At 66.7% G+C, this 12,014-nt stretch carries 14 protein-coding genes, 1 tRNA gene and 1 riboswitch; of the genes, 9 read left to right on the top strand and 6 right to left on the bottom strand.

Translation table 11 applies throughout. From position 1 onward, the window contains the following. Positions 1 to 108 precede the first annotated feature (108 nt). Positions 109 to 209, bottom strand: a riboswitch (ZMP/ZTP riboswitch). Positions 210 to 389: 180 nt separating this feature from the next. The 9 genes from AB3K92_RS26145 to AB3K92_RS26105 all read left to right on the top strand — a co-directional run bounded on the left by AB3K92_RS26145 (position 390) and on the right by AB3K92_RS26105 (position 6,947). Beyond that, the gene (locus AB3K92_RS26145) at positions 390 to 1,136 is read left to right on the top strand and encodes an SDR family NAD(P)-dependent oxidoreductase (protein WP_021157168.1); all 747 of its coding nucleotides are present in this window, start codon (positions 390 to 392) and stop codon (positions 1,134 to 1,136) included. Positions 1,137 to 1,237: 101 nt separating this feature from the next. Then, complete coding sequence (gene ybgC / locus AB3K92_RS26140; RefSeq protein WP_060174611.1) at positions 1,238 to 1,723, top strand: tol-pal system-associated acyl-CoA thioesterase; 486 nt, start codon at positions 1,238 to 1,240, stop codon at positions 1,721 to 1,723. A gap of 130 nt (positions 1,724 to 1,853) precedes the next feature. Next, positions 1,854 to 2,531, top strand: a complete 678-nt coding sequence (tolQ, locus tag AB3K92_RS26135; protein ID WP_021157170.1) for a protein TolQ — start codon at positions 1,854 to 1,856, stop codon at positions 2,529 to 2,531. A gap of 10 nt (positions 2,532 to 2,541) precedes the next feature. Then, a complete protein-coding gene (gene tolR, locus AB3K92_RS26130) occupies positions 2,542 to 2,991 on the top strand; it encodes a protein TolR (RefSeq protein WP_011351075.1) in 450 nt (149 codons plus the stop codon). Further along, positions 2,988 to 4,058, top strand: coding sequence for a cell envelope integrity protein TolA (gene tolA / locus AB3K92_RS26125; protein WP_021157172.1), 1,071 nt, complete (start codon positions 2,988 to 2,990; stop codon positions 4,056 to 4,058). The genes tolR and tolA overlap by 4 nt, the downstream gene beginning before the upstream one ends. Positions 4,059 to 4,167: 109 nt before the next feature. Beyond that, positions 4,168 to 5,463 (top strand): Tol-Pal system beta propeller repeat protein TolB, encoded by a 1,296-nt coding sequence (gene tolB / locus AB3K92_RS26120; RefSeq protein WP_027788267.1) that lies wholly within the window; start codon positions 4,168 to 4,170, stop codon positions 5,461 to 5,463. Between the two features lie 17 nt (positions 5,464 to 5,480). Then, on the top strand, positions 5,481 to 5,993 hold the full coding sequence (gene pal, locus AB3K92_RS26115; RefSeq protein WP_021157174.1) for a peptidoglycan-associated lipoprotein Pal: 513 nt from the start codon (positions 5,481 to 5,483) through the stop codon (positions 5,991 to 5,993). Positions 5,994 to 6,012: 19 nt separating this feature from the next. Further along, the gene (gene ybgF, locus AB3K92_RS26110; protein ID WP_021157175.1) at positions 6,013 to 6,762 is read left to right on the top strand and encodes a tol-pal system protein YbgF; all 750 of its coding nucleotides are present in this window, start codon (positions 6,013 to 6,015) and stop codon (positions 6,760 to 6,762) included. Positions 6,763 to 6,870: 108 nt separating this feature from the next. Next, a tRNA-Lys gene (locus AB3K92_RS26105) sits at positions 6,871 to 6,947 on the top strand. A 98-nt stretch (positions 6,948 to 7,045) separates the two neighbouring features. Here AB3K92_RS26105 and AB3K92_RS26100 read toward each other — a convergent pair. The 6 genes from AB3K92_RS26100 to AB3K92_RS26075 all read right to left on the bottom strand — a co-directional run bounded on the left by AB3K92_RS26100 (position 7,046) and on the right by AB3K92_RS26075 (position 11,998). Beyond that, positions 7,046 to 7,456 (bottom strand): DUF3592 domain-containing protein, encoded by a 411-nt coding sequence (locus tag AB3K92_RS26100; RefSeq protein ID WP_369466102.1) that lies wholly within the window; start codon positions 7,454 to 7,456, stop codon positions 7,046 to 7,048. 67 nt (positions 7,457 to 7,523) lie between these two features. Continuing rightward, positions 7,524 to 8,468 carry a fatty acid desaturase family protein gene (locus AB3K92_RS26095; protein ID WP_369466101.1) on the bottom strand — a complete coding sequence of 315 codons (945 nt, stop codon included), beginning with the start codon at positions 8,466 to 8,468 and terminating at the stop codon, positions 7,524 to 7,526. Beyond that, positions 8,468 to 9,085 carry a phosphatase PAP2 family protein gene (locus tag AB3K92_RS26090; protein ID WP_048022400.1) on the bottom strand — a complete coding sequence of 206 codons (618 nt, stop codon included), beginning with the start codon at positions 9,083 to 9,085 and terminating at the stop codon, positions 8,468 to 8,470. The genes AB3K92_RS26095 and AB3K92_RS26090 overlap by 1 nt, the downstream gene beginning before the upstream one ends. Next, positions 9,082 to 10,239, bottom strand: a complete 1,158-nt coding sequence (locus AB3K92_RS26085; RefSeq protein ID WP_369466100.1) for a hypothetical protein — start codon at positions 10,237 to 10,239, stop codon at positions 9,082 to 9,084. Before AB3K92_RS26085 ends, AB3K92_RS26090 begins: the two co-directional genes overlap by 4 nt. Beyond that, positions 10,236 to 10,985 carry a hypothetical protein gene (locus AB3K92_RS26080; protein WP_369466099.1) on the bottom strand — a complete coding sequence of 250 codons (750 nt, stop codon included), beginning with the start codon at positions 10,983 to 10,985 and terminating at the stop codon, positions 10,236 to 10,238. Before AB3K92_RS26080 ends, AB3K92_RS26085 begins: the two co-directional genes overlap by 4 nt. Continuing rightward, the gene (locus tag AB3K92_RS26075; RefSeq protein ID WP_301852891.1) at positions 10,982 to 11,998 is read right to left on the bottom strand and encodes a hypothetical protein; all 1,017 of its coding nucleotides are present in this window, start codon (positions 11,996 to 11,998) and stop codon (positions 10,982 to 10,984) included. The genes AB3K92_RS26080 and AB3K92_RS26075 overlap by 4 nt, the downstream gene beginning before the upstream one ends. Positions 11,999 to 12,014: the final 16 nt, after the last annotated feature.

The raw sequence follows: 12,014 nt of genomic DNA, 5'->3' as shown, positions 1-12,014 counted from the left end.
CCGAAGTGGCCGAGTACGGTGCGCTGCTGGCGGGACCAGCTCGACGTGGCGGAAGAATCCGTATGACGCGAGGCAGGACAGCCACCGGCGATGCACGCGACGGCGCACAACGGCTGCCCAGGCGAACGGCAAAAACGGCGCCCCGCGCTTCACGGTGGGATGCTCCACCTTGAACCCGAAGGGTTCTATCGCCAGTCACGCAGGGGTGATGAGCGCGTTAGTGTATTGGATGCGTCATGAATAGGCAACCGCACGGCGGTGCGCCCGAAGCAATTGGGGCCAGACTCTACGCGCCCGTGCCGGAACGCTTTGCCGCCTTGCCGCGGTGCGGCATTCTCAGTAGGCTTGCGGGATATCACCCGCTATTTTGTCTTCGACCAGGAGCAGCAATGATCGTGTTCGTCACAGGCGCGTCCGCCGGCTTCGGCGCCGCCATCGCCCGTGCCTTTGTCAACGGAGGCCACCGCGTCGTCGCGACCGCGCGTCGCAAGGATCGTCTCGATGCGCTCGCCGCCGAACTCGGCGATTCGCTTCTGCCGCTCGAGCTCGACGTACGCGATCGCGCGGCCGTCGAGGCCGTGCCGGCCGCCCTTCCCGCCGAATTCGCGGCGCTCGACGTGCTCGTCAACAACGCCGGCCTCGCGCTCGGCGTCGAGCCGGCCCAGAAGGCCAGCCTCGACGAATGGCACACGATGATCGACACGAACTGCACGGGCCTCGTCACGGTCACGCACGCGCTGCTGCCCGGCATGATCGAGCGCGGCCGCGGCCATATCTTCAACCTTGGCTCGGTCGCGGGTTCGTACCCTTATGCAGGCGGAAACGTCTACGGGGCGACCAAGGCTTTCGTCAGACAATTCAGCCTGAACCTGCGCGCCGACCTGCTCGGCACGCCGTTGCGCGTCACCGACATCGAGCCCGGCCTGTGCGGCGGCACCGAATTCTCGAACGTCCGTTATCGCGGCGACAACGAAAAAGCGGCGAACGTCTACAACAACGTCCAGCCGCTCATGCCCGAGGACATCGCCGACACGATCTACTGGATCGCGACGCGCCCGGCGCATGTCAACGTCAACACGATCGAGCTGATGCCGATCGCGCAAGCACCCGGCGGCCCGACCGTCCACCGCGGCTGAAGCCCCGCTGGCCGGCCCCTTCGGGCCGGCCAGCAGTGTGCTACCGCATACTACATTCCGTTACGAATCGGTTACGAATCAGGCTCCTGCCTTCCGGTAGAATGCGCGCCATGACCCAGCCTACCCGCTCCCCGGAAGCGCCCTCCGGCTTCATCTGGCCGGTGCGCGTGTACTACGAGGATACCGACGCAGGCGGCATCGTCTTCTATGCCAACTACCTGAAGTTCTTCGAACGCGCCCGCACCGAGTGGCTGCGCGCCTGCGGCATCGACCAGCGTCGGCTCGCCGACGATACCGGTGCGATCTTCGTCGTCCGCAGCACGTCGCTCGACTACCGCGCACCGGCGCGACTCGACGACACCCTGGCGATCACGAGCCGGCCCGGACGCATCGGCCGCGCATCGGTGGAGTTCATGCAGGAAGCCTGGTGTGGAGACACGCTGCTCGTGGCCGGGCACATCCGCCTCGGTTGCGTCGACCGTACCGGCATCCGGCCCGCGGCGATCCCGCCGGCCGTGCTCGACGCGCTGGAACGCGGGCCCGTCATCGACGACGGGCAGACTGCACTGTCAACGAAGCTCGCATGAGCGCCGTTTAGACACAGCCTATGAACTTGCCTTTCTGATTCGATACTAAGCAAGGTTCGGCGCCAGGCATGGCCGGCGCGCCGCGCCGCACGCATACCGGGCGCCCCGAAGGGACGTTACTCAAACCTCTATGAACACTTCTCAAGACCTGTCGATCATTTCCCTCGTCCTCAACGCGAGCGTGCTGGCCCAGGCCGTGATGGGGCTGCTGCTGCTGCTGTCGCTGATGTCGTGGACCTTCATCTTCCGCAAGTGGTTCGCGATCCGCCGCGCCCGCGCGCAGACCGAACGCTTCGAGAAGGATTTCTGGTCGGGCGGCGACCTGCAGGCGCTGTACCAGAGCGCAGCCAACAACCGCCACACGATCGGCGCGCTCGAGCGGATCTTCGAATCGGGCATGCGCGAGTTCCTGAAGGCGAAGGAAAAGCGCATCAGCGATCCGGGCCTCGTGCTCGACGGCGCACGCCGCGCGATGCGCGCGTCGTTCCAGCGTGAAATGGACGTGCTCGAAGCGAACCTCGCGTTCCTCGCGTCGGTCGGCTCGGTCAGCCCGTACATCGGCCTGTTCGGAACGGTCTGGGGGATCATGAACTCGTTCCGCGGCCTCGCGAACGTGCAGCAGGCCACGCTCGCGAACGTCGCGCCAGGCATCGCCGAGGCGCTCGTCGCCACCGCGATCGGCCTGTTCGCCGCGATTCCGGCCGTGGTCGCGTACAACCGCTACGCGCACGACATCGACCGCCTCGCGATCCGCTTCGAGACCTTCATCGAAGAGTTCTCGAACATCCTGCAGCGTCAGGCCCAGTAAGGAGCGCGCCATGGCAGGAAGCCCCATCCGATCCAGCATGCGCGGCGGCCGCTCGCGCCGTGCAATGGCCGACATCAACGTCGTGCCGTACATCGACGTGATGCTGGTGCTGCTCGTGATCTTCATGGTCACCGCACCGCTCGTCGCCCCGTCGATCATCAACCTGCCGACCGTCGGCAACGCCGCGCCGCAGGAGCAGACGCCGCCCGTCGTCGTCAACATCAAGGCCGATCGCACGATGAGCGTCAAGTACAAGGGCGACTCGGGCGCGACCCAGGAAGACACGATGACGAAGGCCGAGCTCGACAGCTTCATCGTGGCCCGGCAGGCCGATCATCCCGACCAGCCGGTCGTGATCGCGGCCGACAAGACCGTGCAGTACGATGCGGTCATGACCGTGATGTCCGATCTGAAGGCGCGCGGCGTCAAGCGCGTCGGCCTCCTCGTCAAATCGCAATGAACCGGCAGCAATCCACGCGCAGCTCCGCCTACCCGCCTCAGCCTCCCCGCGAGCGCGGTACCTGGCGCGCATTCGCGCTCGCCGCGCTGATGCACGTGCTGCTCGCGCTGTTCCTCTATCACGGCGTGCAGTGGCAGAACAGCACGCCGGCCGGCGCCGAAGCCGAGCTGTGGACCGAGGTGCCCGACGTGCCCGCACCGCGGCCCGTCGTCACGCCGGCGCCGCCCGCGAAGGTCGCGCCCCCCGCTCCCCCCGTGCGCGACGAGCAGGCCGACATCGCGCTGCAGCAGAAGAAGCGGCAGCAGGAAGCGGCCGCGCGTGAAGCGCTGCTCGAGCAGCAGCGCCGCGCACAGCAGTTGAAGGCGCAACAGGAAGAGGAAGCCCGGCGCGCGCAGCTTGCCGCGCAGCAGGCAGCCGCACTCGCCGCGCAAAAGGCCGCGGAACGCGACCGGCAGAAACAGGCCGACAAGCTCAGGCAACAGCAGCTCGCCGAGCAGCAGAAGCTTGAGCAGCAGAAGCTCGAACAGCAGAAACTCCAGCAGCAGAAGCAGGCGCAGCTCGAAGCGCAGCAGGCGGCGAAGGCGAAAGCCGACGCGGCCGCGAAGGCAAAGGCGGAAGCCCAGGCCAAGGCGAAGGCCGAAGCCACGGCACGCGCGAAGGCCAATGCGGCGGCGAACGCGAAGCTCGACCGCGAGCGCAGCGCGCGTCTCGCGCAGATGCAGGGCCTGTCCGGTGCCGGTGAAGGCGGCGGCGAAGGCCTCGCGAAAAGCGGCACCGGTACGGGTTCCGGCGGCAATGCCGCGACGCCCGGCTATGCCGACAAGGTGCGCCGCCGCGTCAAGCCGAACATCGTTTGGGGCGGCGAGCGGGCAGGCCTGACCACCGTCGTCAAGATTCGGTGCACGCCGTCCGGTGACGTATTGAGCGCATCGGTCTCCCGCTCCAGCGGGAATTCGGGGTGGGATCAAGCCGTGGTCAATGCGATCCACGCATCGGTCCCGTTGCCGCCCGATTCTAACGGTCGTACCCCGTCTGACATTACGATTACCTTCAAGGCGGCGGAGTGAAACGAAATGCGCTTACACTCCGGGCGTCGCTGTCGGACGGGAACGAATCGGGTATTTTTACTGTCTCTGCCGTTGCGCAGCGATCCAAGCCATACGGGAAGCAAGAAGCATGAGTTTGATGACAAAGCTAGGTTTCAGGGCACTCGTGGCCTCGTGTCTGATTACGGCGGGCAGCGCCGCTAACGCCCAGGTCAACGTGCTGATCACCGGTGTCGGGTCGACCCAGTTCCCCATCGCCACCGCGAATTTCGCGAACGAGGCGAACCTGCCGCAGCAGGTCACGTCGATCGTCCGCGCCGACCTCGCCCGCAGCGGCAAATTCACCAACATCGACGCAGGCAGCACGCCCGTGCCGGAGACCGCATCGGTCGATCTCGGCGCATGGAAGGCCAAGGGCGCCAATGCGTTCGTCGCCGGCAGCGTGAACCGCGAGGCGAACGGCCAGTACAAGGTCAACTTCATCCTGTACGACACCGTGAAGCAGCAAAGCCTCGGCGGCCTGTCGCTGACGGCCACCGACACCACGCTGCGCACGGCCGGCCACAAGATCGCCGACTACATCTACCAGAAGCTGCTCGGCGTGCGCGGCGTGTTCGCCACGCGCCTGTCGTACGTGATCAAGACCGGTAACCGCTACCAGTTGCAGATCTCGGATTCGGACGGCCAGAACGCGCGCATCGCGCTGTCGAGCACCGAGCCGATCATCTCGCCGTCGTGGTCGCCGAGCGGCACGAAGGTCGCGTACGTGTCGTTCGAGCGCAAGAAGCCGATCGTCTACATTCACGACCTGCCGACCGGCCGCCGCTACATCGTCTCCGACCAGAAGGGCAACAACAGCGCACCGGCATGGTCGCCGGACAGCAACACGCTGGCCGTCGCGCTGTCGCTGACGGGCAATACGCAAATCTATTCGGTCAATTCGACGGGCGGCGGCCTGCGCCGCCTCACGCAGAGCAGCTCGATCGACACCGAGCCGTTCTACTCGCCGGACGGCCGCTGGATCTACTTCACGAGCGATCGCGGCGGTGCGCCGCAGATCTACCGGATGCCCGCACAGGGCGAGAGCGCCGGTGCCGCGCAGCGCGTGACCTTCACCGGCAGCTACAACACGAGTCCGCGTATCAGCCCGGACGGCAAGCTGCTCGCTTACATCTCCCGCACGGGCGGGGGCTTCAAGCTGTACGTTCAGGATCTGCAATCGGGCGCGGCGAACGCCATCACGAATACGAATCGCGACGAATCGCCGAGCTTCGCGGCAAACGGCCAGTACCTTCTGTACGCTACCCAGTCGGGTGGTCGCAATGTTCTGGCAGCAGTGCCCTCCGACGGCAGCGCGCCGCCGCAAATCCTGTCCGTCCAGGGCGGCTCCGTACGTGAGCCGTCGTGGGGGCCCTTCATGCAATGACCACAAGGAGAGTAACCATGATGTCGAATAAAGCTCGTCTGGCCCTGGCCGTGATGATGATCAGCGCGCTCGCAGCGTGCAAGTCGGGCGTGAAGCTCGACGACAAGGCCAACAACGCGGGTGCGGTCAGCACGCAGCCGAGCGCCGACAACGTCGCGCAAGTGAACGTCGATCCGCTGAACGACCCGAACAGCCCGCTCGCGAAGCGCAGCATCTACTTCGACTTCGACAGCTATTCGGTGAAGGACGACTACCAGTCGCTGATGCAGCAGCACGCCCAGTACCTGAAGAGCCACCCGCAGCGCCACGTGCTGATCCAGGGCAACACCGACGAACGCGGCACGAGCGAGTACAACCTCGCGCTGGGCCAGAAGCGTGCGGAAGCCGTCCGTCGCGCGATGGCACTGCTCGGCGTGAACGATTCGCAGATGGAAGCCGTGAGCCTCGGCAAGGAAAAGCCGCAGGCAACGGGTCACGACGAAGCATCGTGGGCGCAGAACCGTCGCGCCGACCTCGTCTACCAACAGTAAGTAACGGAAGAATCGCCGTATGACGCACCGTGTATCCCTGCTGCGCGTTGCCGCAGCATTCTGCGTCGCGGGCGCGGCGTGGTCGGTCGCGCCGGCGCACGCCGGCGTGTTCGACGACAACGAAGCGCGCCGCGCCGTGCTCGATCTGCGCACCAAGACCGACAACCTGGCCAGCCAGTTGTCGGCCGCCCAGCGTACGATCCTCGATCAATCCGGCCGTCTCGACCAGCTGAACCAGCAGGTCGCGACGCTGCGCGGCGAGAACGAGGATCTGACGAACCGGCTGACGACGCTCGAACGGCAGCAGAAGGAGTACTACCAGGATCTCGACACGCGGCTCAAGAAGTTCGAGCCGCAGCAGGCGACGATCGATGGTGTCGAAGGCACCGTGCAGCCGGGTGAAACGGATGCGCTCAATGCGGCGCAACAACAGTTCCGCAACGGCAACTTCAAGGCGGCCGCGGCTTCGTTCCGCGCGTTCATCGCGAAGTATCCGCAGAGCCCCTACCAGCCGACCGCGCAGTACTGGTACGGCAATGCGCAATACGCACTGCGCGACTACCGCGGTTCGACTGCGACGTGGCAAGGGATCGTCAGCAAGTTCCCGCAGCACCCGCGCGCGGCCGACGCCCTCGTGGCGATCGGCACGAACCAGCTCGAGCAAGGCCAGAAGGCGGCCGCGAAGAAGACGTTCGAGCAGGTCGTCTCGCAGTACGCCGGGTCGAATGCTGCACAGACGGCGCAGGGCAAGCTTGAAACGATCAAATAATTATCGCGGCGGAATGTTGACAGCCTGATATTCCGTCGCTATAATCTTTTGCTCTTTGGGTCGTTGCCCAAGTTGTTCAAGCAACGAACCGACAGGTTTCAAGAACGTGGGGTGGTAACTCAGTTGGTTAGAGTATCTGACTTTTAATCAGAGAGTCGAGGGTTCGAGTCCCTCCCACCCTACCAACTATCTTTGATAGTGCAAATAAAGCCTCCCAAGCGGAGGCTTTTTTGCGTCTGTCGCATCCGTGTCGATGGCAGGTATCTCCGCGATACGTGCCGCACTACTCGGCGCCTCCCCCCGGTTTCGGCAGAAGCGACTTTCCCTTCAAGCCGGCGTAAAGAAACGCCATCGTGAAAGCGATCGAGATGATCGACTCGAGCCACATGTTCGTGAACGTGTCGACTGTTGCGCTGGCTCGCGGCCTGGCCGGATCGTAGCGCACCGGCAACGTGTCGCCGAACCCCACCGTCACGAAGCTCCCCGGAAACGAAACGCGTTCGCCGCTTTTCGTCACGAACTCGATCAACGGGTGATGCGCGCCGTGGGTCAACCGGACGACCGTCCCCTGCACGGCAACGTACGATTCGATCAACGCGAGCCGTTCGTCGATCGTTTCCGCGCCCCACACCGCCAGGATCGCGCCGATCGCCAGCGCCACGTAATTGAACCTCGCAGGCCTGTCGACCATCATGTTCCCGGTATCGATCCGCTCATGATTCCCGCCCCGGACGGGGCAGGCAATACCCCCCTCTCGCGCGTCAACGCACGCTGACGTCGCGCAGCACCTCACCATATCCCGCGTACAGATTGCGCTCAGGCAGCAACTGCCGCTGCACGAGCTGCCGATGCACGGCCGGCAGGTGATGGAACGGCATCCGCATGAACAGGTGATGCTCGATATGAAAATGAATCGCGTGCGGGCCGAACAGGAACGTCTGCCACGAACGCCGTGCGATCGTGCGCGCGTTGCGGCTCTGGTCGGCACCTGCAGGCAACCCCGCGTGCTCGAAGATCGCGCGCACCTGCCCGGCGAGCGGCAGCAGCGTGACGGACGGCACGATCCACAAAGTGACGTACAGCAGCGGATGTCCGGCCCACGCGAGCGCACCGAACAGCACACCGTTGCCTGCGAGCATCGACACGACCTCCCACGCGGCATACGCGCGCGACTTCCCGACCTTTGGCAACGCATGCGCAAACTCGCCGCGCGCTAGCTTCACGACACTCGTCACGTAGCCGATCCCGCACGCGTATGCGAGCAGGCGGCCGATCAGGCGCCTGCGCGTCACCGGATAGTCGTGCACGCCGAACAGCAGCGCGACGGGATCGTCCGGCTGCATCGGCGCGCGATGGTGCTTCAGATGGCCCGCGCGATACGTACGCAGCGACAGCCACAGCGGGCCGGCCGCAAACAGCTGGCCCAGCGCGTCGTTGACGCGCCGGTTCCGCGCCAGCAACCCGTGCGCGCTTTCGTGCATCATGACCGCGAGCGCCAGCTGGCTGCGCGCGATCACGATCGCGGCCAACGCGTACACAAGCGGATGCGCAAACGCGATCGCAACGGCGAACGCAGCGGCAATCATCAGCCAGTCTCCCGCCAGCGCCGCACCGACACGCGCGGCGCTCACGCGAAACAACGCGGGATCCGGCACGAACCGCGCAAGCTCGGCATTCGGCCCGGCCGGGTGAACGCGGGTATCCATCAAGCGAGCCTCCTGCGCAGCGAACGCCGCTCGACCCACAGCGCACTGACCATCGCGAGCGCCACGCCGCCCAGTACATCGGCGACCGTATGCTGCTTGAGCGTCAGCGTCGACGTGCAGATCAGCAGACCGACCGTCACGGTCGCGAGCCGCCGCCGGTCCGCCAGCATCCGGCAGGCCAGACACGTCACCGCGACATGCAGGCTCGGAAAGCCGTTGGCGGCGAGATCGAGCTGCCACATGCGCGCGAGGCGGTGGCGTACGAACGCGTTGCCGATCTCCGCGACGTCGGGCCTCGGCACGGCTTCCGGAAACAGCAGAAAACACACGACACCGAGCACGAACGCGATCAGCACCGCTTCCCTGAACGCGGCGAACGCGGGCGGCCGGGCATACCCGGCGAGCGCAATCACGAACGGAAAGAAGCCGACATAGACGAACCACGACCACGCGATGAACGGAATCCGCGCATCGATCGCCGTGGCGAACACATGGTGCGGCGTGACGCCGCGCTCCAGCAGAAAGAAGATCGCGAGACCGGCCGCCATGCCGAACGTCGCGGCCAGCATCTGCCGGATATCGGGCCGGCGATCGTCACGAAACGACAGCGAATTCATCGTGGCGCCGGCGCCTCGCAGCGCGTATCGGAATCGGCCACCTGCGCACACGGACGCAGCGCCAGGAGGCGCGACGTCCATGCGTCCACGCGCGCACGCGCATGCTCGCGGCCGGCGATCGTTCCTGCTTGCGTACCGGGATCGCACATCAGCTCGGCCGCGGCCTGCCCGACTTCCCATCGGAACGCGGCCGCATCGCCGCGCCATGTGACGACGCGGTGCACGAGCTGCAGCTGTGCGGCGCGCGCGGCGTTGCTCGCCTGCTCGGGCTGGTCTGACTGCACGAGCAGGATCGGGCGGCGATACACGCGTGCGATCGACAGCGCAGCCATGCCGGGTGCCGACACGATCAGCGGTGCATGGGCGGCACGCGTCACCCAATCGGCGTCGACGCCGGTCCAGCCGTCGTGCCCCGCATAGCCCTCGCCCACACGGTGTGCGGCCAGCCCCGCGTCGCGCATGCCAGCCGACAACGCATCGGCGAGCGCGATATCGCGGAAGTGCGGATTCAGATAGACGGCTGCGGCGGCCGGCTCCGAGGCCAGCCGTTCGGCGACGATCGGCACCGGAGTCGGCAGCCGGCAATGCGCGTGGGCCCGCCGGACTTCGTCGGCCGCATCGTATGCGAAATCGTGTTCGATGCAGCACCGCGCCGAATCGATCTGCCAGTCGACGATCCGTGCGAAAGCACGCGCCAGCACACGCGGCAGCCGTGCATCGAAATTCGCGGTCAACGCGCGGCGCAGGCTGCCGCCGTACACGTGAACGACGCGGCGCCGCCAGCCCGGCATCGCGCCCATGAACAGCAGCGCCGGATGAAACGAGTCGTTGATCATGAGATCGGCATCGCGGCCGATCGCACGCAGCCGCGCGATGTCGCGCAGCATGCGCGTCGGCCGGAACACGTAATGCGCGACATTACGATCGGTCGCATCGCGCAGCATGTTCTGCCGTTCGTCGAACTGCACCGCGTAGTGACGGGACAGCACGGCTGCGTCGATGTCGAACGCGGCCAGAAACGCCTGCCCCGCATCGGACGTCGTCAGCACGTCGACCTGCGCGCCGGCCGCGCGCAACGCATGCACGAGCAGTTGTGCGCGCATCAGGTGGCCGCGCGCGTCGGCCGTCGCGAGATAGACGATCCTCGGCATCATGCGCGCGGACGAAGCGTCTGGAGCCAGCCGGCCGCGTACATCGCCAGCGCGCCCGTCACGCCGAAACCGGCTTCGATCGCGCGGATCCCGTCCAGCAACGCGGCGAGCCGCGCAAGCTCGGACGGCGCGACGAGACGGCGCAGCGTGTCCGCGCAGAGCCGGACGTGCCGCGTCTCGTCCGCGAGCACGCGCGAGAGCAGCGGATACAGCGGATGGGCAGCGCCGATCGTCGCGCAGTGGCGCGCGAGCACGCGCATCGCCATCTGCTCCGCGCACAGCCCCGTCGCATAGGCCGGCACGAGCACGCCTTGCGCGAAATGCGGCGCATGGCGCTGCGCGAGCCGGCGCCACCGCATGATCTTGCGCCGGCTCAGCCAGTCCGGCTCGTGCGGCGCGGTCGACGGCGCGACGCCGCGTGCGCGCAGCGCATCGGCGAACGCGGCCGCGTGGCGACGCTCGTCCGCGAGATGCTGCTCGATCCGCGGCGCGAGCCAGTCCGGCGGCTGGCCGGTCCAGTCCTCGTGCAACGCGCACTCGGTCGCTTCCTCGCCGATCAGGTACATGCGCAGCACCCAGCGCTCGCCATGCGTGCTGCGATGAAGCTGCCGGATCGCCGCCCGCTTGATGCGATCGACGAGGTACGCACGCACCCGTGCCGCACCGCGCGGCGCGGGCGCATCGAGACAGTCGAAGCGACCATCGTGCGACGCCGGCGGCGACGCGGGCAGCTCGCCTGCCGCGGTCATGCCGGCACACCCCGTGCGGACGCGGATTTCGTCGCGGATGCCGCGGCGGCGGCCGGATCGCGACGCCATCCGAGGATCAGGCCGATGAAGCTTTCCTGCATGAACGCATGCGCGGACGCGGTCGCCCCCGCGAATGCCTCCTCGCGGCCGTTCACGCGCAGATAACCGTTGCCGTCGCGCGCGCCGAATTCGATCCGGTCGTTCTTGCGGAAACCGCGCTCGCGCACGTCTTTCAGCAGCGCACTGCCGTCGAGACCGAACAGGAACAGCTCGCGCTGCGCGACCCACACCGGAATGTGATTGCTCAGTGCGTCGAAACGGATCGACCACGTGCCCGATGCCAGTGCGCGATCGACGTCCGCATCGTGCGGCGCGCTCGACGTGAAGCTCGCGCGCGCGACCGACTTCGTCAAGCCGCCGACGCCGAGTGCGATCGTGATGTCGTCCGCGGATGGCTGCTTCGGATCGGTCGCGCTCACCTTCACGAGATGCCGCGCGAGCCGCGATGCCAGCGACGGATGCGCGAACAGTGCCAGCGTTTCGTCCGGCGTGAGCACGTCGCGTTCGCCATCGCCCTCCTTCACGCGCACGCGATACGGATCGATCCGCACATCGGTGAACGTGCCGTGCACGGGCGCATGAACGTACACGTCACGGTCCCATTTCGCGCCGTCGCGACGCAGCAGCACATGCACGCTCAACGGCACGCGCCGGCCGTCGCGGTCGACGCCCGTGCCCTGAAGCAGCACGTCGCCGAGCACGTCCTTCGTGCGGCGCGTCGCATCGCTCGAGAAGACGATCGCGTGCGCATCGGTATCGATGCTCGCGTGAACGTTGGGCGCATCGAGCGCGACGCGATTGCAGTCGGCGGCGGTCGCGTTCGCGAACGGGCAGCCGCTTTGCGACGCGAAGTGGTAGATCCCGCGCCCCGCGTGATCGACCGGCGCGGCATGGGCGCCGGCGCTGGCGGCAAACAGGGCGATGCAGGCAACACGGGCGGCGAGAGAAGGCATGGTCGTGGTCGGAATG

Source organism: Burkholderia sp. Bmkn7 (assembly GCF_041103175.1).
Classification (GTDB): domain Bacteria; phylum Pseudomonadota; class Gammaproteobacteria; order Burkholderiales; family Burkholderiaceae; genus Burkholderia; species Burkholderia cepacia.
This window is presented reverse-complemented; position numbering and strand designations above follow the sequence as displayed.

Excerpts from the sequence above, each read along its gene's own strand:
- AB3K92_RS26085 (WP_369466100.1), bottom strand. The coding sequence starts at position 10,239 with ATGATGCCGAGGATCGTCTATCTCGCGACGGCCGACGCGCGCGGCCAC.
- AB3K92_RS26145 (WP_021157168.1), top strand. The coding sequence starts at position 390 with ATGATCGTGTTCGTCACAGGCGCGTCCGCCGGCTTCGGCGCCGCCATC.
- tolA (WP_021157172.1), top strand. The coding sequence starts at position 2,988 with ATGAACCGGCAGCAATCCACGCGCAGCTCCGCCTACCCGCCTCAGCCT.
- ybgC (WP_060174611.1), top strand. The coding sequence starts at position 1,238 with ATGCGCGCCATGACCCAGCCTACCCGCTCCCCGGAAGCGCCCTCCGGC.
- tolB (WP_027788267.1), top strand. The coding sequence starts at position 4,168 with ATGAGTTTGATGACAAAGCTAGGTTTCAGGGCACTCGTGGCCTCGTGT.
- pal (WP_021157174.1), top strand. The coding sequence starts at position 5,481 with ATGATGTCGAATAAAGCTCGTCTGGCCCTGGCCGTGATGATGATCAGC.
- tolQ (WP_021157170.1), top strand. The coding sequence starts at position 1,854 with ATGAACACTTCTCAAGACCTGTCGATCATTTCCCTCGTCCTCAACGCG.
- AB3K92_RS26090 (WP_048022400.1), bottom strand. The coding sequence starts at position 9,085 with ATGAATTCGCTGTCGTTTCGTGACGATCGCCGGCCCGATATCCGGCAG.
- tolR (WP_011351075.1), top strand. The coding sequence starts at position 2,542 with ATGGCAGGAAGCCCCATCCGATCCAGCATGCGCGGCGGCCGCTCGCGC.
- AB3K92_RS26080 (WP_369466099.1), bottom strand. The coding sequence starts at position 10,985 with ATGACCGCGGCAGGCGAGCTGCCCGCGTCGCCGCCGGCGTCGCACGAT.
- AB3K92_RS26075 (WP_301852891.1), bottom strand. The coding sequence starts at position 11,998 with ATGCCTTCTCTCGCCGCCCGTGTTGCCTGCATCGCCCTGTTTGCCGCC.
- AB3K92_RS26095 (WP_369466101.1), bottom strand. The coding sequence starts at position 8,468 with ATGGATACCCGCGTTCACCCGGCCGGGCCGAATGCCGAGCTTGCGCGG.
- ybgF (WP_021157175.1), top strand. The coding sequence starts at position 6,013 with ATGACGCACCGTGTATCCCTGCTGCGCGTTGCCGCAGCATTCTGCGTC.
- AB3K92_RS26100 (WP_369466102.1), bottom strand. The coding sequence starts at position 7,456 with ATGATGGTCGACAGGCCTGCGAGGTTCAATTACGTGGCGCTGGCGATC.